This window comes from Silvania confinis (assembly GCF_025564085.1).
GTDB classification, from domain to species: domain Bacteria; phylum Pseudomonadota; class Gammaproteobacteria; order Enterobacterales; family Enterobacteriaceae; genus Enterobacter; species Enterobacter confinis.
Map to the genome: position 1 here is coordinate 148,583 of NZ_JAMGZJ010000069.1, position 22,923 is coordinate 171,505.

Genomic DNA, 22,923 nt, shown 5'->3' on the forward strand with positions numbered 1-22,923 from the left:
ATCGCGAGGGTGTTATCTCTCTGGCCTGCCTACACAATGGCGATAAAACCTCCCTTCCTTCTCATCCTGCTGCTCGCGTCGATGGCCTTGAGCCCGTCGGGCTTACTGCGGACGGTCATCGCATCAAGCAACGCGCAGATGCGGTACTGACCCTGATGAGCTATATGGCGATCCCGGATATCACCGCCAGCGATCTGAACATCGGCACCGGCACCAGTGAAAGCAACGAACTCTCGGTTACCCAGTTTGGCGGCGGCGCGACGATGGGCGAGTCCTTCCCGCTGTACCTTGAAGGGGCGCTGGGCTACAGCCGTTACGATCCGCAATTTCTGGTCAGCAATGGCACGGAAACGCGACGGATACCGACCAAATGGAACAGCCTCACCGCCACCGGGGGGATCGGCTGGGATGTAACGCTCTGGCGCGATAACCGGGGCGGTAATCTGGTGCTGCGCCCGATTGCCAATGTGATGCTCGGCACCCTGGCCAGCGATGCCCGCATCGGGGCGTGGGTCATCGATCGGCGCACCAACGCCGACTTTGATTTTCTGGATGGCGGACGCTTAAACGCCTACGGTCTGGGCGGGTCGCTGATGCTGGATTATGAGCTGGTTTCTAAGCCGCAGGATGTGGATATCGAACTGCGCTATTCGGGCATGAAAATCCAGACCTTTGCCAACACCTCCCGCGCCGTGGAAGGCCATGCGAAGGCGCATAATCTGGGCCTGTATCTGCGCCGCCGGGCACCCATCTCCGACTGGACGCTGTTAAAAAGCCCTGTCCGCTACGTGCTGGAAGGGGCGCATACCGAATACCTGGGCGACCAGCGCGGCACACTCGGGTTTAACAGCCTGAGCTCGGTCGGCGTCGGGATTGAGCTCGACAGCAGTAAATACCCGGTCTTTATCACCCGTACCCGGCTGGTGGCGCGCTATATGTTCGGGGAAGACACCAGCGGGTACGGGATCGGCCTGGCAATGAGTTTTTAATTGCCGGGTTTTAGCGCACATTGCGCCGGATCAAACACCGTCTTCCAGTCTTTTTGCATATCCACCACCGTCCAGCCTTTCTCTTTCGCCACCGTTAGGCCTTCGACCAGTTTGCCGCTGGCGGGCGGATGGCTGTCGTAGGCATATTCCCGTTTGTCGTCGGTATGGTGAACGATCAGGCCAAAGGTTTTGAAGTCCGGGTTGGCGGCGGTGTACTGCATCATGGCTAAATCGCCGTCGCTGTTGCCAAAGGCCGCCACCGGGCGTTGCCCCATAAACAGATGAATGGCCACCGGCTTGGCGGCCGCATCGTCATTGAACGCCCCTTTCATGGTTTTGCGCAGTTGGGTGCCGTCCTCGGTTAACGAAAACTCGCTCAGCGAGAACGACCCCACCACCTGCTCCGGCGGAATGCCGTACATTTTTTGGCTCAGCACGCGCATAAAGTCGATGCCACCGCCGGAAATAATCCAGGTTTTAAAGCCGTTGTCACGCAGGTAGTCCAGCACCTGGCGCATCGGCTGATAGCCCATGCTGTCGTAGCGGCAGCCAAAGCGTTGATCGCGCTGGTTGTCCACCCACTGGCTGACGCGCTGGGCGAACTCCTCGGTGGTGATGTCGCTGTGGGTGGCGGCCAGCAGCTGCATTAGCCCTTTTTCACCGGACGCGGCGACCGCTTTCAGGTCGTTATTCAGCACCGCGCCGAGCACCGGATCGTTCTTCCACTCCGGGTGCTGCGGGGCCAGACGCTTCACTTCGTCCACCGCAAACTGCAGCTGGAAGGTCAGCGGCGCTTCCGGCCACAGGGTGCCGTCGTTATCAAACACCACGTAACGCTTGTCCGGCGGAATATAGGTGGAGCGATCCTGATTGGTGGCATTTTGCACCCACTGCATAATGGCGTTTTTCGCCGCCGTATCGTTCCAGGCGGAGAGCGGATCCGCCGCCTGCGCGCTGCTCATGGCAGCGAGCAGCAGTACGCTGAGGACTACCTTCTTATTCATCGTTCACCCCTTTTGTCAGGCGTCATTTTCGGCAGGTGGACTGGCGTCCAGAAACGACGCCAGATGTGATGGAGATACGTCAGGCTGCGTCCCAGCAGACGCCGCGTTAACCAGACCACCACCGCCAGCGCAATGCTGGCTGCGATAATCAGCGCCGTGCGCCAGGGGCTTTCGCGGGTGGTGCCGCGCAGGGCCGACTCGCTGCCGGCCGCACGCGCCGCCGCCACCTGCAGGGTCGATCCCGGTAGTGTCGCGTTCTGCCACTGCTGATGGGTGGTGTCCCACCAGCGCAATTTGACCGGCGGAATAACAATGCTGCCCGCCTGCGACGGCAGATAGCGCAGTTTCTCCACCCGCCGGGCACCTTCAATCTCACCCCGCCCTGATTTGAGCAAGGTATTCTCCGGCGTCAGGCGTTGGGTATCGGTTCCCGGGATCGCATACAGAATTTGCGGGATCTGGGTCGCCACAATGCCGCCCGCCTCCACCGTCACGGTGCGCTCGACCACATCACCCGCATGCAGGCTGTCGTCGTTGCTGGCGTGAAACTGGGTAATTTTCTGGCTCAGGGTTAAACGGCTGGCGGGCAGGAAGCGATCGGGCTGCTCGACGCCTTTTGGCCAGACAATCGGCTTTTTCAGCTCCGGCAGTTGCACGGTGACCGGGGCCTGGCTGGCGGACGTCAGGGTGATTTCGGTGGCCGGCAGCAGCAGGTCGCCCTGATCCCACGCCATCACCTGCCGTTCGAGACGCACCCCGCTCCAGCTGATGCCCCCTTGTTGACGGCTCAGCAGTTGGTTAGGCACAGGCGTCGTCATTAATGCGCCGTTTTTAATCACAAAATCGGGCCATTCCGGCGGTGGGTTAAACCAGCTGTCGGTCCAGTAGGTCACGGCGATGGTCACCGGCTGCCCCGGCGTGACGTGTTCGGGGGCCACCAGTTCACGGGTGATATCCATCGCCCCACGGGCAGGCAAAACGGCCACTAACAGCAAAAGAAGCAAGGCTTTCATGGCGTCGGCTCCGTCGTGGAACGATACAGATTTTCCAGCAGGCCGGACGGCGAGACCTCGAGATTCTCGAACCACTGATTCACCTGCGGGCTGCTGCTGGCGGTGGGCTGGAGATCTTTTTGATTCACCCCTTCGCCTTTCTTCAAATCCTGTTTAATTTCGTCGGGCTTGTAGTCCTGCTCTTTGCCCTGCGCGCCCTGCCGGTCGCGCTCTTTCTGGCGCAGCTGCATGATGATGTTGGCAATCGCGGCGCGGTTCTGCTGCGCCAGCGTCCAGTCCGGGCGCAGGCTTAAGGCGCGATCGTAGCTGTTCAGCGCCTGCTGCCACTGTTTTTGCTGGGCATAACTGTTACCGAGCCACAGCAGGGTATCGGTGGTCTGCGGTGCCTGGCGAAACGCGGCCGCGGCCGCGACAAAATCCTCGGCACGGTAGTACGCAATCCCCTGCCAGAGCGGATCCTGGAAGCGTTGCGCCGCCTGTTGATAGTCGCCGTGATTAAAAGCGATTTGTCCCTGCATATCCGGGCTGACCCACGCATCCTGCCAGGCCGCATGGCCTTGCGGCGCGTACAGCAGCGGCATCAGCACCACCAGCCAGCAAATCAGCTGTCGGCGACCGAACAGCAGTAACAGCAGCATCGGGATCACCAGCAGATAGCCGCTGTTTTTCCAGTGCAGATCGCCGCGGGCGTTATTTTGCGCCGCCACCGACTGCTGAATATGGCTGGCGATGACCGCCAGATCGCTGTCATCGCTGGTCACCAGCGTCACCGGAATGCCACCATCGCGCAGCTTAGTGAAGCGCTCGACGTTAAGACGGGTGTCGATCCCGCGCTGGGCGTAGCTTTCCGGTAACGCTCCCCCGCGCGCCGTGCCCGGCACCCAGATTTGTAGCGGTAATGTCTGCTGCGCCAGCCAGTCGGCCTCCTGCGCGGAAAGGGTATCGGCAATCAGGATGATGTTGCGCGGTGCATCGGGCGATTCCGGCATGTTTTTGATTGCCAGATCCAACGCCTGTTTTAACCCTGAGCCTTCTCCTTCGGGCAGCAGGCCCGGATTTTGCGCATGCAAAAACAGAGAATAAAACGTCGGATCGACGGTCAGCGGCGTGGTGAGGTACGCGTTGGCGTGGTACACCACCAGTCCAAAATGGGTGCCCGTTGAGCGCGACATCAGCTGCATAATTTTGCTCTGCATCCGCTGATGACGACTGGGGGCGAGATCCTGAGCGTACATCGCCGGATCCTGCTGCAGCACTACCATCAGATTGCTTTGCGGCGTCAGGGCGGCGGGCAGTTCGCGCTGCCAGGTGGGGCCCGCCAGCGCAATCACCCCCAGCGCACACAGCCACGGCAGCACCCGGGTCAGGCGTTTTTTACGCCCGATAATCAACGCCCGGGCAAAGGGTTTGTCCATAATCTGCAGCCAGGCGCTGCGCTGACCGCTGGCCACAAACCACAGCAATCCGCACAGCAGCAGACCCACTAACCACCAGGGATGGGTAAAGTGAAAATCACTCATGCGGTTTTCTCCCGAATAACGCGCCCGACCGCAAGCAAGATCAGTAGCCCCAGCGCCAGCAGCAGCGGCCACTGGAACAGCGGCAGATGCCACGACCAGCCAATCGACTTCACCTGTACCGGGGTGATGGCGTCGATCGCCTGCCAGACGCTGTCCAGCGCCGCCCCGGTATTGGCGGCGGTCCAGGCTTTGCCTCCGGTGATCTCAGCGATGTTCTGCATCAGGGCCAGATCCACTTTGTCGTCGCCGGTACTGTTCGGGTCGCCAAAGGCAATGGTGTGTACCTGAACGTGGTGGTCGGCGGCCAGCTGCGCCGCCAGCGCCGGTGCCAGCTGCGAGGCGGTATCGTTGCCGTCGGTCAGCAGGATCGCCAGCTTGCTGGCATCAGTGTGGGTGGTGCTGTCGAGCAACTTGACGGCCACGCCCAGCGCATCACCGATCGCCGTCTGCTGGCCAATCATGCCGGGCGAGAGCTGGTCAATGCGCGTTTGCAGGGCCTGTTTGTCTTCGCTGACCGGGGCAAAAGGCCAGGCCTGGCTGGCAAAAATCACCAGCCCGATGCGGTCGGTTTTGCGTCCGGCGACGAATTTCCGAACCGAGTCCTGCACCGCCTGCAGGCGCGTCACCCCGCCCTGAACGTCGTTTTTGGCCATAGAGCCAGAGACATCCAGAATCAGCACCAGGTCGCGCATCGGCTTCTGGATATGCTGCGGCGGGGTCAGGTATTCCGGGCGACTGAGGGCAGCCACCAGCAGGATCCACACCAGCCAGAACAGCAGGCTGGAGAGTTTACTGGTGCGGACCGGCTGGCTGTTCAGCTTCAGTTCGTCGATCAACTCCGGTAAAAAAGGCACCCGCACCTGCTCATTCACTTCACGATCCTGCGACAAGAAATAGCGGCCGATCAGCGGCAGAAAAATCAGTAACCCCGCCCACGGCCAGGCGAAATCAATGCGGCTCAGTAACTCAGACATTGGGTAATTTCTCCAGCCAGTGTTTAAGCTGAACCTGCAGACGCGCGCTGTGGCTGGCGTCGAGCTGGTTGTCGGGCTGGCAATATTTCGCGTTCAGCTGCTGGCGCAGATCGGGGTCGATGGCCACTTGCTGCAAAAATTGTTCGGGGGAAAGGGTCTGGCTAACCCTGCTGCGCGGCTGGTGCATCAGCTGGATGCGTTTGATCAACGCCAGCCAGCCGTCGACGCTGTGCGGGTGTTGCAATGCGGCCAGCGCCTCGCGTCGCCAGGCGTTACGCCGCCAGCGAGCCAGGCGAAACAGGATAAAGATCAGCAGCGCGATGACCAGCACCACGCCCGTCCCCCACCAGCCCGGCGGCAGCGGCAACCATGAAATATCCTGCGGTAGCGCCGGAACGGCAAGCTCCGGCACGCTAAAGCCTTTCTCCAGCATTCAGACTCCCTTTTGTAGCTGTTTGATCAGGTCCTGGGCGACCACAATCTGATTGACGCGGACGCCGAGGCGCGTCAGGCGATTTTCAAGACGCGCCAGCCGGGCGGTGATGCTCTGCTGGATGGCCCCTTGCAGATGCGGTGACAGGGAAAACGCCGCGTCATGCCCCTGATAGCGGGCGGCTAAATCGCCGTGCGACGGCAGCCGCAGATGCAGATCGTCCAGGGTGACAAAGGCGCTGATTTCGCAGCGACGGCGCAGCGCGGCAAGCAGCGCTTCCGCGGGGGCGTCCAGATCGTGAAAATCACTTAACACCGCCACCCACGCACCGCTGGGGATCAGCTGACTGGCGCGTTGCAATACGCTGGTGAGGGTGACTGTAGCCGGGGGTTCAGCGGGATAGCGGGCGGGCAACGCCTGGTTGTAGCGCAGCACATCGTCCAGCACGGCGTGTAAATTGCTGGCCGGGGAGCGGCATTTTTGCAGGCTGAGGTCGTCGTCGCCGAACACCAGGCTACCGATACGATCGCCATCGTGCCAGCTTCGCCACGCCAGCAGCCCGGCAATTTTGGCGGCGGCAACGGATTTGGTCTGCCCACGGGTAGAAAAGTACATATCCAGCCGCTGGTCGACAATCAGAAACACCGGGCGCTCGCGCTCTTCGTTATACAGGCGGATCCACGGCGTGCGCAGGCGGGCGGTGGCCTGCCAGTCGATCAGGCGCACGTCGTCACCCGGCTGATAGCGGCGCAGACTGTCAAAATTCAGCCCGCGCCCCTGCTGGCGGGAGACGCGCTCACCGGCCAGTGCGCCGGGCGGGATTTGCCCCGGTGGATTCGACAGCAGCCGGGCAGCACCGGCCAGCGCCATTAGCGTGTCGCGGTCGACCTGCAGTGCGCTGTCCATCACGCCACCACGGCGTCGAGCAACATGCGGACAATGTCGTCCGGTGAGCAGTTATCGGCATTGGCCTGATAGCTGAGCATCAGACGATGGCGCAACACCGCCGGGGCGACGTGCTGAATATCTTCCGGCATTACCGCGTCGCGCCCTTCCAGCCAGGCCAGCGCCCGACCGCACCGGTCCAGCGCCAGCGTGCCGCGCGGGCTGACGCCAATCGAGATGTAGCCCGCCAGGGTGTCGCTGACTGCCTGCGGATGGCGGGTCATGTTCACCAGATTAACAATGTAATTTTCAACCGTCGGCGCAACGTAAATGGCCGAGATCTCCTGCCAGCAGCTGGCGATATCCTGCTGGGAGAGCATCAGGATGTCGGGCTCGGCCACAGCAGGCTCGGTGCTTTGCGCCTGATACTTCTGCTGCTGTTCGGCGCGCACCATCTGCATCACTTTCTGTTCGTTCTCGCCGGACGGGTAATCCACCAGCACTTTCATTAAAAAGCGGTCCAGCTGGGCTTCCGGCAGCGGCCAGGTGCCCTCCTGATCGACCGGGTTTTGCGTCGCCAGCACCATAAAGACGCCGGGCAGCGGCCAGGTTTTACCGGCCACGGTGACGTGGCGCTCTTCCATCGCCTCCAGCAGTGCCGACTGCACGCGCGCCGAGGCGCGGTTGATCTCATCGGCCAGAATGATGTTGCCGAACACCGGCCCCGGACGAAAACGGAACTGATCTTCTTCGCGGGTGGCGTTTTGCTGGTAAATTTCGCTGCCGGTGATGTCGGAGGGCAGCAGATCCGGGGTGAACTGAATGCGGCGGAACTCCCCTTCCACATGGCGGGCCAGCTCGCGCACCGCGCGGGTTTTTGCCAGCCCCGGCAGCCCTTCGAGCAGCACGTGACCGTCACACAGCAGGGCCACAATCAGCATTCGTACCAGCGATTCCTGGCCTAACACCTGTTGATTCATGCGCTGCTCAAGCTGCAGCAGCTTTTCTCGGTTGGTCATTTGCGCAATCCCGTGAAGTCACGTTTCAAAAGCGTGGCGAGACCGACGAGGATCGGCTCGGCGTAGTTGAAGAAAGCTTTGATGCCAGGACACAGATAGTTAAGGCCAACTTCACCGTCCGGGGTGCGGACAATGCGGTTTTTCGGGCACTCGCCCCAGCACAATTTCAGGTACGGGCACTGTTTGCAGTAGTCCGGCAGGGTCTCTTTTTTGCCTAATCCAAACGCTTTCTGGCGTTCGGAAAAGGCCATATGTGCCAGTTTGGTGTCGGCGATATTGCCGATCTGGTATTCCGGGTAGACGTAGTGATCGCAGGAGTAGATGTCGCCGTTTTTCTCGACCGCCAGCCCTTTGCCGCAAAACTCAGAGGCGGTACAGATTTGCGCTGGCATCCCCATGGTTTGCGCCACCGCCGTTTCGAACAGGTTCACCTGCACGCGGCCCAGATCGTTATTGACCCACTCCTCGAACACCGTTTTCAGGAAGGTGCCCCAGTCTTCAGGATCGACCGACCAGTCGGTGACGATAGAATCCAAATCGCCCGGCCGCGCGCGGCGGCTGCCGGTCACCGGGATGGTGTCATCGCGCCAGAACTGCGGCGCAGTGACTTTAAAATCGACGGGTTCAACGCAGGGGTTGAACTGCACGTAGGTTGCACCCAGCTCGCGGGTGACGAACCGGTACACTTCCAGTGGGAAGCGCGCATTGGTGCGGTTGACCGTCACCAGGGCATTAAACGGCACCTTGTACTTTTTAAGCGCCTCGACGCCCTTCATCACCAGATCGAAGGTCGGTTTGCCGCTGCGCGTAACGCGGTAGCGGTCGTGTAATTCTCGTGGACCGTCGATCGACAGCCCCACCAGAAAACGATGTTCTTTGAGAAATTCCGCCCACTTATCGTTAATCAGCACGCCATTAGTTTGTAAGTCGTTTTCAATGCGCTGACCGGGTTTTTGGTACTGCTTCTGGAATTTGACCACTTTTTCGTAAAACTCGAGCCCCATTAAGGTCGGCTCGCCGCCCTGCCAGGAGAACACCACCTGGTCGCCATCCTGACCGTCGATGTACTGGCGAATAAAGTTTTCCAGTACCTCGTCGCTCATGCCGGTATGCCGATCCTGATGCAGCAGGTCTTCTTTGTGCAGATAAAAACAGTATGAACAGTCGAGATTACAGGTCGAACCCGAGGGTTTCGCCATCACATGGAAGCGTCTTTTATATTCAGGCCCCTTGCCGTCGTACTTTTCAGCGGACGGTAACGCTTTAACCGGCAACGTAGTGCTGTACTTCATCGCAAACCCCTGATTACCGGGTGGTTACCCACCCGGGTTTATGACAGCAATTAGTTACTCTTCGCGCCTTGCTCAATCAGCGACTGGACGTCAGATACGGTGAACGAACCCGGTTTCTGACGCGGCGGGAACTCCTGGAAGCTTTGCAGCATTTCGCCTACGTATTTCTGCGCCCCACCCAGCAGGAACAGACGGCTGTAGAACCAGCTGTTGTAGTCCATACCGGTATCGCCTTTCTCCAGCGGATCGATTTCCAGATCGAACAGCATCGGTACGCGCAGCTTGGTGAACGGATAGCGCCAGACGTCCATGCCGGTGTGTTCCTGGATCATAAAGTGCGCTTTCCAGCGGCCGTAACGGATGGCCAGCAGGTCACCGTCATCGCTCCAGTAGAAGAACTCTTTACGCGGGTCTTCACCTTTGCCCTGCAGGAAGTCGAGCTGGTTATACCCGTCGAGATGCACCTTGTAGTTCATCGAGGTGGTTTTATAGCCTTTAAGCAGCTGCTCTTTGATATCCGGTACGCCGGCTGCGGCGACCAGGGTCGGGAACCAGTCATTACTGGCGAAGATATCGTTGATCAAGGTGCCTGGTTTGACATGACCTGGCCATTTGATCATCGCCGGAACGCGGAAGCCGCCTTCCCAGCCGGTGTTTTTCTCACCGCGGAACGGGGTCATCCCGGAGTCAGGCCAGGTGGCGAGCATCGGGCCGTTATCGGTGGTGTACACCACAATGGTGTTATCTTCGATGCCGAGATCTTTAATCTTCTTCAGCACCTCACCCACCGTCTTGTCATGTTCCACCATGCCATCGGCATAGGTCCCCAACCCTGTCGCCCCTATGCTGGCGTCTTTCAGGTGGGTTTTGTTGTGCATACGGGTGGTGTTGTACCAGGTAAAGAACGGCTTACCGGCTTTAACCTGACGTTCCATAAAGTCGTTATTGGCGGCCAGGGTTTCATCATCAACGGTGCCCATACGTTTGATGGTGAGTGGCCCGGTATCTTCAATTTTGCCGTCGGCGCTGCTCTTAATGACGCCGCGTGGGCCAAACTGTTTGCGGTATTCAGGATCTTTCGGGTAATCGGGGTTTTCTGGCTCTTCTTCGGCGTTCAGGTGGTACAGGTTGCCAAGGAATTCATCAAAACCGTGCGCAGTAGGCAGGAATTCGTCCCGGTCACCGAGGTGGTTTTTACCAAACTGCCCGGTGGCGTAGCCCAACTGCTTAAGAATATTGGCAATAGTCGGATCGTCCTTGCTAAGACCCTGCGGCGCACCCGGCATCCCCACTTTACTCATCCCGGTACGGAACGGCATTTGTCCGGTAATAAAAGAGGAACGCCCGGCCGTGGAACTTTGCTCGGCATAATACGACGTGAACTTGGCACCTTCATTCGCAATACTATCAATATTCGGCGTCTTATAACCCATGGTTCCCTGGTTATAAGAACTTATATTCCAGTAACCTACATCATCACCAAATATGACAACAATGTTAGGCTTCGAATTCTTTTGTTCTGGAGCAGTGGTCGTCGACGTAGCGGGCGCTGCATAGGCTGCGGTTATTGCACTCGATGCAAGTGTCAGCATACTGGCCAACACTGTCCGCTTGAATGGAACGGTCTTGAGCATGGTAGAACTCCTTTCGTTAGAGGCAAAAAAAGTATAGGAAACATATTCCTGATGCGATGCGTAATTCATTTAAAAATAAATATCAGTTCGCCCGCTAATTAAGCCTTTTATTCTGGAAGCCGCACCCGTCAGGTATCGCCCATACCTTTGACGGAAATATTTAATTTTGAATTCCATTTCGCTGGTGTCAGGCAGGCTCTGGGCTTATTTTCCCCCGGTTATGTCAGCTATTCAGGAGAGTACATGGAAATTCAGGCGTTCCCGGGCGTCAGGCAATTTATTGCCTGGGTTGTTAATAACGAACCGGCAATTGTTCAGGGGGTGATCAATATGATGGGTGCCCTGCTGATCCTGGTATCGGGGATTTTTATTTCTCGTGTCGTCAGTTCGGGTTTCATGCGCCTGATGCTGACCCGTAATGTCGATCAAACTATCACCCAGTTTTGCAGCGCGTTACTGCGCTACGCGCTGCTGGCGTTCGCCGTCATCGCCGCACTGGGACGCGTGGGGGTCGAGACCTCGTCGATCATCGCGGTGGTGGGTGCCGCAGGGCTGGCGATTGGCCTGGCGTTGCAGGGTTCGCTGGCGAACTTTGCCGCCGGGGTTTTGCTGGTGACGCTGCGCCCGATCCGCGCGGGCGAATATGCCAGCGTGGGCGCAGTGGCAGGCACCATCGAGGAAGTGCATATTTTCTCGACCACGCTGCGCACCGCCGACAACAAAGTGGTGGTGGTGCCGAACGGCAAAATCATCGCCAGTGAAATCATCAACTACTCCCGGCAGAAAGAGCGTCGGGTGGATATCACCCTCGGGGTAGCGTGCTCCACCTCGGTTGAGCATCTGAAAGGTGTCATTAAAACGGTGGTGCTGCTCGATCCGCGTATTCTGCACGCCAGAGGCCACACCATTCGCTTAAGCGAGTTCGCCCCGTCGTCGCTCAATTTTGTGGTGCGCGTGTGGGCGGAGAACGCCCACTATTGGGATGTTTACTACGACCTGATGGAGAACATCAAAAATGCGCTGGATGCTAACCAGATCTCGCTTGCTTATCCGCAGATGGGGGTGCATTTGCACGAATCGGGTGGTGCGATTCACCCGCCCATCAACGGGACTCACAACAACGGAATCACCAGTCTCACAGAAACCACTCTGGTTTAACGCCAAACCGTGCAGAAAGCGCGTTAAATTGCACGGACGGCCCCCTCTCCTTTTTGGGGAGGGGGTTGGGGTGAGGGGGAACATGCGACTGAGGTGGTGGTTCCGTTCACTTTACGTTCATTGCTACTCTGAAATCACCGAACCGGTGAACGTGCCATGGCGGCTCAATCGCCGCCGCCCTGGCAACCCGGGCTACCGGCAAGAAAATCGCCGCTACGCGGATTATTCGCCCCCTCCATGGGGCTCACCCCTCCGGGGCCAGCGCAAGCGCTGTTCAAAATTGCTCCCGGCAATTTTGTCTTCGGCTTATTCCCTTCGGCTTCGGGTCGGCCGTGATCCTACATCCCTGTAGGTCACGCCCTCTCGGCGTATCCCTGCGCCTCGCCCCGGCCTGCGGTCAACGCCTCAGCGATTTACAGCCGGACCAGGACGTCGCGGTTATCTCTTTATTGTCCAGTCATGACTTCATCGCTGTAATGGCAGAAACCTTCCCGCTTTTTAGTTAATCAACTCCTCTATCGCCACCCGCCCCTCCGCGGTGTGCAGCCATCGCGGCGCGTTCAGCGTGTCGGCGTAGTAGCTCACCAGCTCATACAGCAGCCCTTCCATCACCTCTGCCATCTCTGGCGGTAGTGCCTTGCTGAGCAGCAGCTGGGTGACGGTCTGGCAATACAAGCCGAGCAGATCGCTTTCCGGCTCAAACGCGGGCAGATGCGCGGGGAGATCGTTGAGGGTGAAGAACTCCACCAGATGCGGCGGGATCGGCTCGTTGAGCGTCGGCTGCAGCAGCGCGAGACAGGCAGAAAGGCGACCGCAGAGGGCCAGCTTTTCCGCCGGGTCGTCGCTTTCCAGCAGGGTGTGGGCAAAGCGCTCGCAATGATCTGCCAGCTCGGTGAAATCGGTGTTATGGGAGAACGGTGCGGTAAATAAAGAATGATCAAGGGTGGTGGTCGTAGCCATGATGGCAGCCTCCTGTAATTTGCATTTTTTCTGCCACCCGAGAGGCTAATCTCGTGGTGGCAGAACCGAGCAGAGTTAGCCTTACCGGCATTACAGGAAACCGGCGCGTCTTTCGACGCCCCCGCCCGGCCTACCATTGAGATGTAACCGTGCGCACGACATATTACTATATCGCCTGTAATTTTACCCGAGAGGCTAATCCCGACGCCTGATTTTGCAGGCGTGACAAGAGGATACGGAGATGGGAGCGAGGCAACAAGGGGGGCCAGGACGATATCCTGGAAGCTACCTCGCAAATCAGATCAGTACTTTATATCGCGGGCTTCCTGACGGCCATCCTGCCTGGTTGCGCGCTTGTCCTGACGGCAGTCGTGGTTGCTCTTATCGTCCGCCTGCTTGCACTCATGCTTGGCATCGCGGGCATCCGAACGGGTGTCCTGACGGGTATCGCGCGCTTCACGGCGCTGGTGCGCCTGCTCGGTCGCCAGCGCGGCGGAGGCCATGGTCAGACTCAGGATCGCGACGGCGGTAACGCGGCTTAAAGTGCGTAAAGTCATATTCATAACCTGTTCCTCTCTGTTAAAAAAAACCGACAAGGACCAGGCAAACACGCAACCTGATGCCTTTCGGCAATAACAGATTATTACGTCGGGGATGTATCTTCCTTAATAGATTTATCCATTTCTGGATTAACGTTAAATGACTGGTGATAGTTTTCTGGCGGCGGAACATTTCCAGCTAAATATCGACTCCACTCTTGCCCTTACACTCCATGCCCCGTGAGCAATTTAATTAACACACCGGAAGCAAAGTGTTTCCTGATCCACAAAGGTTACACGCTGATTTGGCGAACGGAAGATGATCTGTTTTTTGCGTCTGAAAGACCTTTCACATTGTCATACACCCACCAGACTCTCAAGAGGAATACCCAGCTGCGCATGCAGACGGCGGATCATCGGTAACGTGAGTGTCCGCGTGCCGTTCAGAATTTCGTAAACACGATTTAACTTACCAATCGCCGGTTCAAGATCCTTAGCACTGAGCCCCTGCTGCTCCATGCGGAATTTAATGGCCTCAATCGGGGATGGTGGCTCAATGGGGTAGTGCTTTTTCTCATAATTTTCGATCAAAAGGCACATCACCTCAAAGTATTCACCTTCCGGCGTGTCCATTGCAGGTTCATTTTCGAACATCGGTTCGACCGCCTGGAGCGCGTCTTTATAGTCTTGCTCAGTTCGAATAGGTTTAATGTTCATTGTTCACTCCCGTTCAATCGTATCCGCATCTGTCGCGTCATAGTCTTTATGCGTTCCGATAAACTTCACGAAAATCCATCCACGTTGATACGCAATGGCAACGATTAACCGGTAACTGTTTCCTTTGATATTGAAGACCACTCGCCTGTTTTTAAGAATACTGGCACTGCGGTACTGGTCTTTAATTTCTGCCGGGTTTTGCCAGTCAGCCTTTGTAGCTTCATCCACCCAGGACTTTAGCGGTTGTTCGGCATCGGGGTTCTCCGCCCAGAAATCCCTTAGTATCTTTACTGAGATGATCTTCATCGTAAAGGGTAGTCCCATAATGGGACTACCGCAATCCTTTTAGTCCCATTATGGGATATAAATGAAAAATCGTAGCCTCCGCACATTCCCATCAGACCAGAACATCATCGTTCTTGATAACGTATGAACCGCTTTGACGAGTGGCTAAACTACGCGCTAAGCCATAAGCGAGAGGAACACGAGAATGGCAGCGTCTTTAGCAGGCGCAACATGAGGATACAGCGGAGAGGCGAGGCGACAAGGGGGGCCAGGACGATATCCTGGAAGCCGCCTCGCAAATCAGATCAGTACGTTTACGTGCGGGCCTCCAACGCCACAATGTGGGGAATAGAGGGGCCAGTCCGTGCCGGAGTGCCAGGCTATACCCGGTTCAACGGCAGCTGTTCCAGCGTGGTACGCAGCGCATCGCGCGCGTCACCCGTCAGCGTTTGCAGCGGGAACGGCAGGCACGGCGCAGTGACGCTGCCCATCAGTTCGGCGACCGTGGCAATCACCCGCAGGCTGCCGTGACGGCGGAAATAGACCCACAGCGGCTCCAGGCCGCGGTTAAGCCGCCCGGTTTCCTCAGCATCACCGCGCACCGCCGCCTGAGTCAGACGCAGGCAAACCTGCGGGAAAAGCCCGGCCAGCACCGAGTACCAGACATCGCACCCGGCGACGAGCCCGGCGGCGGCCTGGCCGTCACCGCTGATCCCTACGGTCACCCCTTCTGCCAGCGTGCTTTTCAGCCGGGCAACGCGCGCCGCGGCCTCAACCGGGTCAGCCGGGAACACGCCGAGCTTAACAGAGCCAATATGGTGCAGGTGCGACAACGCCACCAGCAGTTCATCCGTAAATTCAAACCCGCTGGTGGCCGGGTTGTCGTAGATGCACAGCGGAACCGACAGTTCGTTGGTCACACGTTCATACAGGCGAAACACTTCATCGGCCGTCAGCGGCTGGTAGCTGAGGGGTGCCATCAGCAGTCCGCGCACCCCGGCCTGCTGGGCATCTTCGGCCAGACGCATCACCTCGTCGGCGTTGACGCTGCCGATGCTGGTCATCACCGGAATCTCCCCGGCGGCGCGTACCGCCAGGGTAGTGGCCGCCAGGCGCTGCTTGCGGGTTAAGTAGGCATAGCTTCCCGTGGAGCCCAGCGCGCCAATGGAATTCACGCCGCTCGCCGCCAGCGACTCAATCAGCGCCGCAAACCGTTGTTCGTCAATCTCACCCTTCACCAGCGGCGTCAGGGGGAATGCACTCAGACCTGTAAACATCGTTGATTCCTTGTAAAATTCAGCGGGAGAACTTTCTGGACCCGATAACGCAGCCAATGACGCCCAACGAGATCAGCATCATCAGCGGGCTGACCCGTTCATGCAGCGGCCAGGCACTGAGGCCCAGCCCGAGGAACGGTTGCAGTAGCTGCAGCTGACCGACCGCAGCGATCCCGCCCTGGCCAGTCCCTTATACCAGAAGATAAAGCCAATCAGCATACTGAACAACGATACATACCCCAGGGCAACCCAGGCAGACAGAGTGATGCCGTGCAATGTTGCGGGCATCGCGAAAAATGAGGCCACGACCATAAAAGGTAGCGCAAGTATCAGCGCCCAGCGGATCACCTGCCAGCCGCAGGCGATCCGCATCGCCCTCGGTTCGGTCACGGTCGAGCATTTACGTCTGGCATTATTGAAGGTCAAAGAGGTGGTCGAGCGGGAGCAGTGTCGCTAGCCTTATCACAGGATTTCCACCGCCGAACGCTATTTATGCCCGCCCTCAGAATAATCGGAAAATAACTGTCGCGCCGACAATAAAAAGAGCAAGAAGGCTTATTGACGTTTTTAGGGTGGTAACTACATTTATTTTGCACGGACAGAAGAGATTTATTTTCCGCATTCAATATCATCATTTAATACGGGAGAGGTGGTATGGCAAAACATCGAGGTGGTGCAGGCAATTTCGCAGAAAACCGCGAGCGTGCGGCCGAAGCAGGCCGCAAGGGCGGGCAGCGCAGTGGTGGCAACTTTAAGAACGATCCGCAGCGGGCATCAGAGGCCGGTAAAAAAGGCGGACATAATAGCCATAGCGGTGGAAAAAAGGACGAAGCGTGAATAGAGAATATAGCCTGACACTGATATGACCGCCGGAGGTCACATATTATAATCGAGGCATCAGAGAATGCGCCCATGGAATATAGGGGCGCATTTTTATTTATACTCGTTGAATAACGAACCTGGCACTTTTTTCAAGATTTGAAACCGCCAGGTCTTTTACTCTGACGGGCGCAGATGCCGCTCCAGGAAGTCGCGAACGTCCGCCGCTATCTCAGTGGCATGTGTTTCAAGGGCGAAGTGTCCAGTGTCATAAAAATGTATCTCTGCTTGCGGCAAATCGCGTTTCCAGGCTTCGGCACCCGCAGGCATGAAGAACGGATCATGTTTTCCCCAGACGGCTAATAGCGGTGGCTGATGCTGACGGTAATATTGCTGAAATTGCGGGTACATCTTCACATTCGAGGCGTAATCGAGGAGCAGGTCGAGTTGGATCTCCGCATTGCCTGGCCGCAATATCTGCATCCCTTCAAGCGAATAGCCATCCGGCGACACAAGACTCTGATCGGATACCCCTTCCAGATACTGCCATTTGATTGCGGCCGGTGTCGGAAATTCACTCAGCGCACTGCGGTTCTCCGACGTGGGGTCGCGCCAGTATCGCTGAATAGGTGCCCAGGCTTCGCCCAGCCCCTCTTCGTATGCGTTGCCATTCTGAGAAATGATGGCGGTCACGCGCTGGGGATGCGCTAACGCCAGTCGCCACCCGACAGGGGCACCGTAATCGTGCACCATCAGCGCATAGGTCCTGAGATTGAGCGCGTCGGTAAACTGATCCATGGTCTGAGCAAGCTGGTCAAAGGTATAAGCGTATTCGCCTCTCGGTGGCGCTTCGGTAAAGCCAAAGGCCGGCAGGTCTGGGGCGATCAGGTGATAGCGATCGGCCAGTTGCGCAATCAGGTCACGAAACATAAACGATGAGCCCGCAAAACCGTGCAGCAGAAGTAACGTCGGTGACTGCGGATCGCCAGCCTCACGGTAGAAAACCTTAACATCGCCTGCCTGCTGGTAGCGGTAATGTATTTTTAGTGCTGACGAAGCTGATGCATTTTCTGCAGCAGACAGTCCGATGGGGGAAGATGTCATGATAAACCCTCTTGTAACCGTTAAAGTGCCTAATTGAAGGTTACAGCTAAATTTGGTAACCTGTCAAAATGATTTTATGAGTTACGGACAGGTATGGACATTAAACAACATTCTGGTCAGCCGCTCTTTCTGGCCGATAACCTCGCGCTGGATTTCATCAACAGTGAATACGGTACAGGTGAAGAGCGACATGATTGCTTTGCCGACGATCGTAGCGTTTTAGACTGGCTGGTCACGACGGGCGTTGTCCCTGACGGGACTGAGCCCCCGGCAGGATTATTGGCAGAAGCCCGCCAGCTCCGCGATACCGCCAGGGCAGTCGTGCATGCCGCGATGGACTCTGTTGCGGCTGATTTGGCGGTGATTAACAGGATCCTTGAAAAGGGACATCCTCTGACGAGACTGCAATGGGATGAAGAAACCCGGCAGTATCTTGTCGAGGCTTATCCCGCCAGTAATAGCCCTGTAAGCCTGCTCTGGCCCGTTGCCGATGCGCTGGTGAAACTGATCACCGGCGATAAGTTTGAGTTCGTGCGCCAGTGTGAAGCCCATAACTGTATTTTACTGTTCCACGATTTGAGTAAATCGCATCGCCGCCGCTGGTGCAGTATGGCGACGTGTGGCAATCGGATGAAAGTGGCGGCCTTCAGAAACAGAAAAATGAATGACTAACACTTGACCCAGGAGAACGACCGTTCTACCCTTGACCTATGAACACAAATACAACTAATACCCGAGAAAAAATCCTCACGACGGCTGAGGAACTCATTTACCAGAACGGCATTCATGCTACCGGCATGGATCTTCTGGTGAAGACGTCAGGCGTCGCGCGCAAAAGTATCTATCGCTATTTCGCCAACAAAGACGAAGTGGCGGCGGCCGCGCTGAATGCGCGTGATGTGCGCTGGATGGAATGGTTCCGCTCCGAGTGCGACAAAGCGGATACGCCGCAGGCGCGGATCCTGAATATTTTTACCGTACTTAAGGGCTGGTTTGAGTCAGAAGGCTATCGCGGCTGCGCATTCATCAATACCGCCGGTGAGGTAGGCGACAGCGCCGATCCTGTGCGACAGATTGCCAGACTGCACAAACAGAAATTACTCGATTACACGCGTGAACTTACCGGGCAACTGAATATTGAACACGCCTCACCCCTGGCCCGGCAGCTGCTGATACTGATTGAGGGTGCCATCACAATGTCACGCGTGATGGGCGATTACAGTGCCGCCGACGATGCAAGGGATATAGCTGAGCTGTTACTGAAACAGGTCTCGTAATCGAGACCTGATTGCCAACGCTGAATCATTCTATTAGTTACATTACGCGGGGAACGGCTCGAATACATAACATTCGAGACGTTCAATTTTGATATTACGCTTATCGAAGAGTGACTGTCTGATATAAAAAATCAGCCCATACTGTCTAATCATGAAATAACCTATGCCGACTTTTGTCGGATTTTTTATTTGCACTACGCCCCCCCTGCAATTACACCCTACCCACTATTTCATCACCGAGCCCAACACAACGCCACATCGAATTAAACCATTTAAAAACAGTAGCTAACACCATTCATGCTTATTGAAAGAAGAGCAACCCCCTCTCCTGCCACCCCTATTCCCATCACCTTATTAAATACTCCCTTGACGAGGTAGAACGAACGTTCTACCATGAATGCATGGACAACAAGTGACTCCCCAGGTCAGATGAATATCCACGCTGATGCATTATTCAGAACTGTCATTAGCGTAACGGAAATAAGTTAGCAAGGGGCGAAGCCTTATGTCTGAATATTGAAAATAGCTTAACCGGGTCTATCCACATTTACAGGAGTCTTAACCATGACTGATTCACAAAATCGTCCGCCGCTTCCTCCCTTCTCCCTCGAATCTGCGATTGAAAAAGTGCGTCTCGCTGAAGATGGCTGGAACAGCCGCGATGCTGAAAAAGTGTCGCTGGCCTACTCTCTGGACACCCAATGGCGTAACCGTGCCGAATTCGCCGTCAATCGCGAAGAAGCCAGAGGGTTCCTTGAACGCAAATGGAAAAAAGAGCTCGAGTATCGCCTGATCAAAGAATTATGGGCGTTTGGTGGCAACCGCATAGCGGTCCGTTATGCCTACGAGTGGCGCGATGACTCAGGTAACTGGTTCCGCTCTTACGGTAACGAGAACTGGGAATTCGGCGAAGACGGTCTGATGCAGCGTCGCTTTGCCTGTATCAATGACATGCCGATCAAAGAAAGTGAACGCAAGTTCCACTGGCCGCTGGGTCGTCGTCCTGACGATCATCCGGGGTTATCCGATCTGGGCCTGTAACGCTGAAATAAAGCCTAAGCGACCAGCCGATTCACCGGCTGGTCAGAGGGGGTCGGGCAGATTAACGCTTTTTCGGCATCATGCGCAGCAGGGTGTTGTCTTTCCAGAAGTAATGGTGAAGCAGCGCGGCAAAGGCGTGAATGCCGATAATAACGTAGCCGAGGTTGGCTAGGGTCACGTGCCAGGACTTCATCAAATCCACCACGTCAAAATTAGACTCGGCGGCGTGCGGCATACCCAGTCCGAAGGCAAACCAGGTGTTGCCCCGGTTATACATCATCACCAGGCCGATTATCGGCAGCGCAATAAACAGCAGGTAGATCGCCAGGTGGCCGAGGTGGGATAAGCCGATGTACATCGGTTTCGGTTTTGGCACGATCGGCGGAGCCGGATACTTAAGCCGCACCAGCAGGCGCGCCACCATCAACACCAGGATCGAGATCCCGCAGGAAACGTGGATCATGTTAATCAGCGGGCGTGCGCTGCGCGGGAAAAAGCCGCGAAACTCCATGGCACAGTAGGCCACGATCACCAGCAAGAACACTAACCAGTGAATACCGATTTGCAGGCCGGTGTATTTATTACGCATAAGACTTTCCTGAATATAAGGCGAACAAAAATGTAAAATAACCACCTTCCGTTAAAAATTCATTAAGTTTTGTCCATGGATTTTCAAAAACTTCCCGATAAATGAAGCATCTTCAATTGCCTCCGTCAGGCTGATGGTCTAATCCTGGTGGAGTTCAACATCCCGTACGTCCATTCAGGAGAACATCATGAGTAAGATTGGCATTAACGGTTTTGGTCGCATTGGTCGACTGGTACTGCGTCGATTACTGGAAACCCAGGACAGTAATACCGTGGTGGCGATAAACGATTTAACGTCGCCGAAAGTGTTGGCCTACCTGTTAAAACACGACTCAAACTACGGCGCGTTCCCGTGGAGCGTGGACTTCACCGAAGATTCGCTGATCGTCGACGGCAAATCGATTGCGGTGTACGCCGAAAAAGAAGCCAAACATATCCCGTGGCAGACCGCCGGGGTGGATCTGGTGGTGGAATGCACCGGGTTCTACACCTCGAAAGAATCGTCGCAGGCGCACCTCGACGCCGGGGCCAAAAAAGTGCTCATCTCCGCCCCCGCTGGCGAGATGAAAACCATCGTCTTTAACGTCAACGACGACACCATTGACGCCAGCGATACCATTATCTCTGTCGCCTCCTGCACCACCAACTGCCTGGCACCGCTGGCCAAGGTACTGCACGATGCCTTTGGCATCCGGGCGGGCACCATGACCACTATCCACGCCTATACCGGCACCCAGGCGCTGGTCGATGGCCCACGCGGGAAGGATCTGCGCGCCTCGCGGGCAGCAGCGGAAAATATCATCCCCCATACCACCGGGGCGGCGAAAGCCATCGGGCTGGTGATCCCGGATCTGAGCGGCAAGCTGAAGGGCCATGCCCAGCGCGTGCCGGTAAAAACCGGTTCCGTGACCGAGCTGGTGGCTATTCTGAACAAGAAAGTCACCGTCGATGAGATCCATGCGGCGCTGAAAAAGGCCACCGAGGGCAATGACTCCTTTGGCTATACCGAGGAAGAGATTGTCTCGTCTGACGTTATCGGCTCGCATTTTGGCTCGGTGTTCGACGCTACCCAGACCGAAGTCACCGATGCGGGTGATGTGCAGCTGGTGAAAACGGTCGCCTGGTACGACAACGAATACGGGTTTGTCACCCAACTGGTGCGAACCTTAGATAAATTCGCTGCCCTTTAATTTCACCGCGGACAGCCCTGCTGTCCGCAAGCTGTGAATTTGTTCCGGTTTTCATTTCATTAACCCTGATATAACAAACGCTTTCCACAAGAGGGAGCGTTAACATGGAAGCATTGAGCCGCGACACCTTAGAACAGCAGATGGCGCAAGCCGTTGCCCGTTCAGCCACTTTTCCGATCTGGCCCCCCCCTGAAGCGCCAGGCGCGCATTCCAGCGACGCCGTCTTTACCCCCGAGCCACGCCACAGCGGCACCTCCGCGTTCGATCGCGCCGTCACCGGCGTGCGGGCCCCGCAAATCACCGTCTACGCCCCGGATAAACCCAACGGCATCGGTATTCTGGTGGCACCGGGCGGTTCGTATCGTCGGGTGGTGCTGGATAAAGAAGGCAGCGCGCTGGCGGCGTTCTTTAACCCACGCGGCTATACCCTGTTTGTGATGACCTACCGCGCGCCGGGCGATGGTCATGAAGAAGGTGCCGACGCGCCGCTGGCCGACATACAGCGGGCGATGCGGGTGATCCGCGCCAATGCCCGGGAATGGAAGCTGGATCCATCCCGCATCGGGGTGCTGGGCTTTTCCGCAGGCGGGCACGTGGCGGCCAGCCTCGGCACCCGCCACGATGAAGCGGTGTATACGCCGCTGGACGCCGTCGACGAATGCTCTGCCCGCCCGGCGTTTATGGCGCTGGCGTATCCGGTGATCACCATGCACAGCGGGCCGCACCATCCTGGCTCACGCCACGAGCTGATGGGCGACACGCCGACCGAGGCGCAGATCCGCCACTATTCGCTGGAAGACCGGGTCACTCGCGACGCACCGCCGACCTTCCTGTTGCATGCGTCAGACGATCCGGCGGTGAAAGTAGAGAACAGCCTGATGATGTTCAACGCCTTGCGCCGCCAGGGTGTGGCGGTAGAGATGCATCTGTTCGAGCGCGGGAAACACGGATTTGGTATTCGGGATGCCCAGGGATTGCCGCTGGCCGTATGGCCGGAGTTGATGATGAACTGGATTGCAACGAAGGTGTAAGTCTGTGATGCCGGGCGGCAGCTTCGCCTTGCCCGGCCTACTTAAAACTCCCTCTCCCCGTGGGTGTACAGACTGGGGACATAGTGAACGCTTGTTCGGGGACATGGTAGACACTTACAACTAAGGCATAAGAACCCGTATATGGAGTCGCTTATGCCGTGGGATGCGAGAGAT

The 22,923-nt window shown here is 57.0% G+C and carries 24 protein-coding genes and 3 pseudogenes; 9 read left to right on the forward strand and 18 right to left on the reverse strand.

Features of this window, described 5'->3' with window-relative positions; all coding sequences use genetic code 11:
- Positions 1 to 92: 92 nt before the first annotated feature.
- Positions 93 to 989: pseudogene (locus M8013_RS05790) on the forward strand (hypothetical protein); the annotation flags it as partial.
- Here the strand turns inward: M8013_RS05790 and M8013_RS05795 are convergent.
- From M8013_RS05795 to M8013_RS05835, 9 genes are read right to left on the reverse strand one after another with little or no spacing between them, the layout of a single operon-like run.
- Positions 986 to 1,993, reverse strand: coding sequence for an HAD family hydrolase (locus M8013_RS05795; protein WP_271266854.1), 1,008 nt, complete (start codon positions 1,991 to 1,993; stop codon positions 986 to 988). The pseudogene M8013_RS05790 and the gene M8013_RS05795 overlap by 4 nt on opposite strands.
- Positions 1,990 to 3,006 (reverse strand): oxygen tolerance domain protein, encoded by a 1,017-nt coding sequence (locus tag M8013_RS05800; RefSeq protein WP_271266855.1) that lies wholly within the window; start codon positions 3,004 to 3,006, stop codon positions 1,990 to 1,992. The genes M8013_RS05795 and M8013_RS05800 overlap by 4 nt, the downstream gene beginning before the upstream one ends.
- Positions 3,003 to 4,526: a vWA domain-containing protein gene (locus M8013_RS05805; protein ID WP_271266856.1), complete on the reverse strand. Its 1,524-nt coding sequence runs from the start codon at positions 4,524 to 4,526 to the stop codon at positions 3,003 to 3,005. Before M8013_RS05805 ends, M8013_RS05800 begins: the two co-directional genes overlap by 4 nt.
- Positions 4,523 to 5,500 carry a VWA domain-containing protein gene (locus tag M8013_RS05810; protein ID WP_271266857.1) on the reverse strand — a complete coding sequence of 326 codons (978 nt, stop codon included), beginning with the start codon at positions 5,498 to 5,500 and terminating at the stop codon, positions 4,523 to 4,525. The genes M8013_RS05805 and M8013_RS05810 overlap by 4 nt, the downstream gene beginning before the upstream one ends.
- Positions 5,493 to 5,933, reverse strand: a complete 441-nt coding sequence (locus M8013_RS05815) for a DUF4381 family protein (RefSeq protein WP_271266858.1) — start codon at positions 5,931 to 5,933, stop codon at positions 5,493 to 5,495. The genes M8013_RS05810 and M8013_RS05815 overlap by 8 nt, the downstream gene beginning before the upstream one ends.
- Positions 5,934 to 6,839 carry a DUF58 domain-containing protein gene (locus M8013_RS05820; RefSeq protein ID WP_271266859.1) on the reverse strand — a complete coding sequence of 302 codons (906 nt, stop codon included), beginning with the start codon at positions 6,837 to 6,839 and terminating at the stop codon, positions 5,934 to 5,936.
- Complete coding sequence (locus tag M8013_RS05825; RefSeq protein WP_271266860.1) at positions 6,839 to 7,837, reverse strand: AAA family ATPase; 999 nt, start codon at positions 7,835 to 7,837, stop codon at positions 6,839 to 6,841. The genes M8013_RS05820 and M8013_RS05825 overlap by 1 nt, the downstream gene beginning before the upstream one ends.
- Positions 7,834 to 9,129 carry an anaerobic sulfatase maturase gene (locus M8013_RS05830; protein ID WP_271266861.1) on the reverse strand — a complete coding sequence of 432 codons (1,296 nt, stop codon included), beginning with the start codon at positions 9,127 to 9,129 and terminating at the stop codon, positions 7,834 to 7,836. The genes M8013_RS05825 and M8013_RS05830 overlap by 4 nt, the downstream gene beginning before the upstream one ends.
- Positions 9,130 to 9,179: 50 nt before the next feature.
- Positions 9,180 to 10,763, reverse strand: a complete 1,584-nt coding sequence (locus M8013_RS05835; RefSeq protein WP_271266862.1) for an arylsulfatase — start codon at positions 10,761 to 10,763, stop codon at positions 9,180 to 9,182.
- Between the two features lie 243 nt (positions 10,764 to 11,006).
- On the opposite strand from M8013_RS05835, the gene mscS reads away from it, so the two are divergent.
- Positions 11,007 to 11,921, forward strand: a complete 915-nt coding sequence (mscS, locus tag M8013_RS05840) for a small-conductance mechanosensitive channel MscS (RefSeq protein WP_271266863.1) — start codon at positions 11,007 to 11,009, stop codon at positions 11,919 to 11,921.
- Positions 11,922 to 12,419: 498 nt separating this feature from the next.
- Here mscS and M8013_RS05845 read toward each other — a convergent pair whose 3' ends face one another.
- From M8013_RS05845 to M8013_RS05875, 7 genes and pseudogenes are all read right to left on the reverse strand, one after another.
- Positions 12,420 to 12,881: a hypothetical protein gene (locus M8013_RS05845; RefSeq protein ID WP_271266864.1), complete on the reverse strand. Its 462-nt coding sequence runs from the start codon at positions 12,879 to 12,881 to the stop codon at positions 12,420 to 12,422.
- 56 nt (positions 12,882 to 12,937) lie between these two features.
- Positions 12,938 to 13,018: pseudogene (locus tag M8013_RS05850) on the reverse strand (hypothetical protein); the annotation flags it as partial.
- Positions 13,019 to 13,183: 165 nt separating this feature from the next.
- On the reverse strand, positions 13,184 to 13,444 hold the full coding sequence (locus M8013_RS05855) for a hypothetical protein (RefSeq protein ID WP_271266865.1): 261 nt from the start codon (positions 13,442 to 13,444) through the stop codon (positions 13,184 to 13,186).
- Positions 13,445 to 13,777: 333 nt separating this feature from the next.
- Positions 13,778 to 14,137, reverse strand: a complete 360-nt coding sequence (locus tag M8013_RS05860) for a helix-turn-helix domain-containing protein (protein ID WP_271266866.1) — start codon at positions 14,135 to 14,137, stop codon at positions 13,778 to 13,780.
- A gap of 3 nt (positions 14,138 to 14,140) precedes the next feature.
- Positions 14,141 to 14,443 (reverse strand): type II toxin-antitoxin system HigB family toxin, encoded by a 303-nt coding sequence (locus M8013_RS05865; protein ID WP_271266867.1) that lies wholly within the window; start codon positions 14,441 to 14,443, stop codon positions 14,141 to 14,143.
- A gap of 359 nt (positions 14,444 to 14,802) precedes the next feature.
- Positions 14,803 to 15,699, reverse strand: coding sequence for a dihydrodipicolinate synthase family protein (locus M8013_RS05870; RefSeq protein WP_271266868.1), 897 nt, complete (start codon positions 15,697 to 15,699; stop codon positions 14,803 to 14,805).
- Between the two features lie 19 nt (positions 15,700 to 15,718).
- Positions 15,719 to 16,056: pseudogene (locus tag M8013_RS05875) on the reverse strand (EamA family transporter); the annotation flags it as partial.
- Between M8013_RS05875 and M8013_RS05880 the strand changes: the two are divergent.
- Both M8013_RS05880 and M8013_RS05885 read left to right on the forward strand, forming a co-directional pair.
- Positions 15,965 to 16,156 (forward strand): hypothetical protein, encoded by a 192-nt coding sequence (locus M8013_RS05880; RefSeq protein WP_271266885.1) that lies wholly within the window; start codon positions 15,965 to 15,967, stop codon positions 16,154 to 16,156. The pseudogene M8013_RS05875 and the gene M8013_RS05880 sit on opposite strands and share 92 nt — an antisense overlap.
- A 197-nt stretch (positions 16,157 to 16,353) precedes the next feature.
- Positions 16,354 to 16,536 (forward strand): con-10 family general stress protein, encoded by a 183-nt coding sequence (locus M8013_RS05885; protein ID WP_271266869.1) that lies wholly within the window; start codon positions 16,354 to 16,356, stop codon positions 16,534 to 16,536.
- Between the two features lie 159 nt (positions 16,537 to 16,695).
- Here the strand turns inward: M8013_RS05885 and M8013_RS05890 are convergent, their stop codons facing one another.
- Positions 16,696 to 17,622, reverse strand: a complete 927-nt coding sequence (locus M8013_RS05890) for an alpha/beta fold hydrolase (RefSeq protein WP_271266870.1) — start codon at positions 17,620 to 17,622, stop codon at positions 16,696 to 16,698.
- A 93-nt stretch (positions 17,623 to 17,715) separates the two neighbouring features.
- Between M8013_RS05890 and M8013_RS05895 the strand changes: the two genes are divergently transcribed.
- The 3 genes from M8013_RS05895 to M8013_RS05905 all read left to right on the forward strand — a co-directional run bounded on the left by M8013_RS05895 (position 17,716) and on the right by M8013_RS05905 (position 19,940).
- Positions 17,716 to 18,294 carry a CGNR zinc finger domain-containing protein gene (locus tag M8013_RS05895; RefSeq protein ID WP_271266871.1) on the forward strand — a complete coding sequence of 193 codons (579 nt, stop codon included), beginning with the start codon at positions 17,716 to 17,718 and terminating at the stop codon, positions 18,292 to 18,294.
- Positions 18,295 to 18,332: 38 nt separating this feature from the next.
- Complete coding sequence (locus M8013_RS05900) at positions 18,333 to 18,899, forward strand: TetR/AcrR family transcriptional regulator (RefSeq protein WP_271266872.1); 567 nt, start codon at positions 18,333 to 18,335, stop codon at positions 18,897 to 18,899.
- 564 nt (positions 18,900 to 19,463) lie between these two features.
- Positions 19,464 to 19,940, forward strand: coding sequence for a nuclear transport factor 2 family protein (locus M8013_RS05905; RefSeq protein WP_271266873.1), 477 nt, complete (start codon positions 19,464 to 19,466; stop codon positions 19,938 to 19,940).
- 61 nt (positions 19,941 to 20,001) lie between these two features.
- Here the strand turns inward: M8013_RS05905 and cybB are convergent, their stop codons facing one another.
- Positions 20,002 to 20,529, reverse strand: coding sequence for a cytochrome b561 (cybB, locus tag M8013_RS05910; protein ID WP_271266874.1), 528 nt, complete (start codon positions 20,527 to 20,529; stop codon positions 20,002 to 20,004).
- A 187-nt stretch (positions 20,530 to 20,716) separates the two neighbouring features.
- Here cybB and gap point away from each other — a divergent pair, with 187 nt between their 5' ends.
- Together gap and M8013_RS05920 are read left to right on the forward strand one after the other, a co-directional pair.
- Positions 20,717 to 21,718, forward strand: coding sequence for a type I glyceraldehyde-3-phosphate dehydrogenase (gene gap, locus M8013_RS05915; RefSeq protein ID WP_271266875.1), 1,002 nt, complete (start codon positions 20,717 to 20,719; stop codon positions 21,716 to 21,718).
- Between the two features lie 104 nt (positions 21,719 to 21,822).
- Positions 21,823 to 22,749 carry an alpha/beta hydrolase gene (locus tag M8013_RS05920; RefSeq protein ID WP_271266876.1) on the forward strand — a complete coding sequence of 309 codons (927 nt, stop codon included), beginning with the start codon at positions 21,823 to 21,825 and terminating at the stop codon, positions 22,747 to 22,749.
- Positions 22,750 to 22,923 lie beyond the last annotated feature (174 nt).

What these genes read in the sequence shown, in the direction of transcription:
- M8013_RS05795 (WP_271266854.1), bottom strand. Translation starts at nt 1,993, where the DNA reads ATGAATAAGAAGGTAGTCCTCAGCGTACTGCTGCTCGCTGCCATGAGC.
- M8013_RS05800 (WP_271266855.1), bottom strand. Translation starts at nt 3,006, where the DNA reads ATGAAAGCCTTGCTTCTTTTGCTGTTAGTGGCCGTTTTGCCTGCCCGT.
- M8013_RS05805 (WP_271266856.1), bottom strand. Translation starts at nt 4,526, where the DNA reads ATGAGTGATTTTCACTTTACCCATCCCTGGTGGTTAGTGGGTCTGCTG.
- M8013_RS05810 (WP_271266857.1), bottom strand. Translation starts at nt 5,500, where the DNA reads ATGTCTGAGTTACTGAGCCGCATTGATTTCGCCTGGCCGTGGGCGGGG.
- M8013_RS05815 (WP_271266858.1), bottom strand. Translation starts at nt 5,933, where the DNA reads ATGCTGGAGAAAGGCTTTAGCGTGCCGGAGCTTGCCGTTCCGGCGCTA.
- M8013_RS05820 (WP_271266859.1), bottom strand. Translation starts at nt 6,839, where the DNA reads ATGGACAGCGCACTGCAGGTCGACCGCGACACGCTAATGGCGCTGGCC.
- M8013_RS05825 (WP_271266860.1), bottom strand. Translation starts at nt 7,837, where the DNA reads ATGACCAACCGAGAAAAGCTGCTGCAGCTTGAGCAGCGCATGAATCAA.
- M8013_RS05830 (WP_271266861.1), bottom strand. Translation starts at nt 9,129, where the DNA reads ATGAAGTACAGCACTACGTTGCCGGTTAAAGCGTTACCGTCCGCTGAA.
- M8013_RS05835 (WP_271266862.1), bottom strand. Translation starts at nt 10,763, where the DNA reads ATGCTCAAGACCGTTCCATTCAAGCGGACAGTGTTGGCCAGTATGCTG.
- mscS (WP_271266863.1), top strand. Translation starts at nt 11,007, where the DNA reads ATGGAAATTCAGGCGTTCCCGGGCGTCAGGCAATTTATTGCCTGGGTT.
- M8013_RS05845 (WP_271266864.1), bottom strand. Translation starts at nt 12,881, where the DNA reads ATGGCTACGACCACCACCCTTGATCATTCTTTATTTACCGCACCGTTC.
- M8013_RS05855 (WP_271266865.1), bottom strand. Translation starts at nt 13,444, where the DNA reads ATGAATATGACTTTACGCACTTTAAGCCGCGTTACCGCCGTCGCGATC.
- M8013_RS05860 (WP_271266866.1), bottom strand. Translation starts at nt 14,137, where the DNA reads ATGAACATTAAACCTATTCGAACTGAGCAAGACTATAAAGACGCGCTC.
- M8013_RS05865 (WP_271266867.1), bottom strand. Translation starts at nt 14,443, where the DNA reads ATGAAGATCATCTCAGTAAAGATACTAAGGGATTTCTGGGCGGAGAAC.
- M8013_RS05870 (WP_271266868.1), bottom strand. Translation starts at nt 15,699, where the DNA reads ATGTTTACAGGTCTGAGTGCATTCCCCCTGACGCCGCTGGTGAAGGGT.
- M8013_RS05880 (WP_271266885.1), top strand. Translation starts at nt 15,965, where the DNA reads ATGCCGTGCAATGTTGCGGGCATCGCGAAAAATGAGGCCACGACCATA.
- M8013_RS05885 (WP_271266869.1), top strand. Translation starts at nt 16,354, where the DNA reads ATGGCAAAACATCGAGGTGGTGCAGGCAATTTCGCAGAAAACCGCGAG.
- M8013_RS05890 (WP_271266870.1), bottom strand. Translation starts at nt 17,622, where the DNA reads ATGACATCTTCCCCCATCGGACTGTCTGCTGCAGAAAATGCATCAGCT.
- M8013_RS05895 (WP_271266871.1), top strand. Translation starts at nt 17,716, where the DNA reads ATGGACATTAAACAACATTCTGGTCAGCCGCTCTTTCTGGCCGATAAC.
- M8013_RS05900 (WP_271266872.1), top strand. Translation starts at nt 18,333, where the DNA reads ATGAACACAAATACAACTAATACCCGAGAAAAAATCCTCACGACGGCT.
- M8013_RS05905 (WP_271266873.1), top strand. Translation starts at nt 19,464, where the DNA reads ATGACTGATTCACAAAATCGTCCGCCGCTTCCTCCCTTCTCCCTCGAA.
- cybB (WP_271266874.1), bottom strand. Translation starts at nt 20,529, where the DNA reads ATGCGTAATAAATACACCGGCCTGCAAATCGGTATTCACTGGTTAGTG.
- gap (WP_271266875.1), top strand. Translation starts at nt 20,717, where the DNA reads ATGAGTAAGATTGGCATTAACGGTTTTGGTCGCATTGGTCGACTGGTA.
- M8013_RS05920 (WP_271266876.1), top strand. Translation starts at nt 21,823, where the DNA reads ATGGAAGCATTGAGCCGCGACACCTTAGAACAGCAGATGGCGCAAGCC.